Annotated in this window: 2 protein-coding genes; both read left to right on the plus strand. The window is 42.1% G+C overall.

Going from position 1 to position 2,740, the window contains the following annotated elements:
* The coding region (locus ACTRWI_RS22205) for a choice-of-anchor U domain-containing protein (RefSeq protein WP_499133866.1) at positions 1-2,439 on the plus strand (2,439 nt) is incomplete at its 5' end.
* A 100-nt stretch (positions 2,440-2,539) separates the two neighbouring features.
* The coding region (locus ACTRWI_RS22210; RefSeq protein WP_499133867.1) for a hypothetical protein at positions 2,540-2,740 on the plus strand (201 nt) is incomplete at its 3' end.

The following is a 2,740-nucleotide window of genomic DNA, read 5'->3' on the forward strand; positions in this document are numbered from 1 at the left end:
AAGCTCGAGGTTGCAGGGGTTTCTGGGCTCGATGATAGCAGCTTGGACAGAGTCATTAATAAAATTACATCTGGTGAATTGACAAGTCTTGAGAGTATCCAAGATTACGTTTCTGCTTATAATATCATCAACGACTACCTTAATGATCCAACGAAAACACCACCATCAAGCTTGGAGTATGAGACTGTCGGTATCATGGCAGTATCTGATACAAACCTCAGTGAGATTAACCAAGGATTAAAAGATAAATTGGTTAACGCCTTTGATGATATTCAAGCATTAGTTGATACAGTCAATATTCCTAGTTTAGAAAACGATATGGATGGCGACGGCATTATTGATGACTGGGATAAGGACATGGATGGTGATGGTGTCGCCAATCATCTTGACGCTTTTCCCGCAGACAAGTTTTCCTCGGTAGACTTAAATGGTGATGGTATCCCCGATGCTGGCATACAACCATCAAGAACTTTAAATGTTGGTAAAGATGACAGTGTTGTTGTTGTCTCGGGTGAGGTACTTGAATTTATTCCTGTCACATTAACGACTGGTGCAAGTTTAGCCGATGTATCATCACGCTTCGGTAAAATCGCCATTGCTGATAACAGGATATTATTCCATGCGCCGGCGAATGTACCGGAGCAATTCTACATAAATTACCAGTGGAACGACGTTAATGGCGATGTTTTTGACGAATTGCTAAAATTGACTTCAGGCAGTACAAATGCTGATGCGCCTGTGTTTAATAATATCAGCCCGATAGAAATCGATGCTGAAGGGCTATTCACTCGAATCGATGCACTTTCTCCTAGTGCTGTTGACATCTTAGGCAATCCAGTCTCGGTAGCAATCGATGGTACACCTCGAATTCGTTCTGGTAATCAAGTGGTGTATTGGATCGCTATAGATGATCAAGGGCGAGAATCCATTGCCGGTCAACTATTCAAGGTAAATCCTCAGGTTAATATCGAACAAAAAAGAATTGCTTATGAAGGCGAGAAATCCATATTAACCATAAGACTTAATGGATTGGCGCCGGATTATCCAGTTAATATTCCATTGAACATTGTGCAAGAAGCCTCAAGCAGTGATGGTAACGACCACGGATTATCGCCAACAATGATACTGTCTATTGAAAAAGGTCGTACGGCATCTATGGAATTTGACGTTTATGCTGACGATGTGATTGAAGGTACAGAAACTGTAGTGGTGAATCTCGATCTGTCTGTCAATAAAGGGGTATATGACTCGGTTCAGATTGACATAAATGAAGGTGCGCCGATCCCTGTTATTGAAGCGAATGTTATTGATCGTGACAGTCAAATCGTGACGCTTGCCTACCCAGAGTTGGTAGAAGAGTTATCAGTGGCTGCTACCATTGCTCAATTCGCAATCGACATAGAGTTTGAATGGTATTATCGTCATTTTGGGGAGAACGCTGAGTTCATTGGTAACACCATGAATAACAATCCGCTCGCAATAGGCAAGGCTCTATCAATTGGGCGTCATGAGTTTGAGTATATAGGGAAGCCAGTTAATTCAGATATTCCACCCATCATAGGTAAAGCGTTACTGCGTGTTATAGAGCCTCAAGATCTATCTTTTGATAAGGATAGTGATAGAGACGGTATTTCAGATAAAGATGAAGGATTTGTTGATAGTGACGGTGACTTGATCCCAGATTATCTCGATAGTGTTGATGTCTGCGAATTGCAAGTTATCGACAACGATAAAGTTGCAACAACAGGTGGTTATGTATTGGAATCAACCCCTGGTAGTTGCTTAAAGTTGGGCCTGGTATCGGAAAGTGTGGGCAGTTACAGCCCATTTGTGAATGTCGTTGATTTGGGTGAAGACCCTAACGATATTTTTAAATTACCTCCAGATGACGAAAACCTAGAGGTTTATGTTGCAAGTAATGTTCAGAATTTTACTGTAACAAATGTCATTAATGACAGTGTCACCGTTGTTTTACCTCTTACATCACCGTTTACAATAAACAGCGTATTACGAAAGTACTCGGATAAAGAAGGGTGGTTTGATTTTGACATCACAGAGCCTGGTAGTGGTTTACGGTATGCGGTCGGTGAGCCTGGTTTTTGTCCACCGCCTGGCTCAGAAGAGTATGTCGACACCTTGGCTGAAGGTGCTCATTGCCTTGAAGTAACAATAAAAGATGGAGGGCGTCATGACAACGACGGTATTCGAAATGGTCAAATAGACGACCCAAGCTATGTTCTCAATAAAAAGTCCACAACGCCAATTGAAGGAAGAATGCCAATTGAAGTAAGTGGAGGGAGTGTTAGCTTGATGTTTATATACAGTATGCTGATATTGTTCATAGCTAGAGCATTTGGTCGCCAAAACGACGGCGAACGCTGGCTGAGGACGCAGCCCATTTGCCGTTTTCGGGGTAACCGTTCACCTACAGGTTATTGACTAGGCGTTTGCAATGTTAGTGAACTGCTGCCGTGTAGCGACAGACCAGTAAAGGACTAGGTGGGTAGAAATACCCGCTTACACTTAAATAACCAAGTTTGTGTTCACCAAAGATGGCGCTACGATTGCTTTTGAAGTTGAAGACGGCGCTGCGAACTGTGCTTTTGATGTTAACAAAGTAGACAAAGCAATGGCAAAGACGACAAGTGCTCTTGTTTTCTTTACTCGCTATGAATCTGCTGACGAGACCCAATACTCTATCGATAAAATCAGTTTGAATGGACAAGAAATAACAAATACC

The sequence above is a fragment of the Pseudoalteromonas sp. G5_S1_14_S5 genome, from assembly GCF_054968605.1.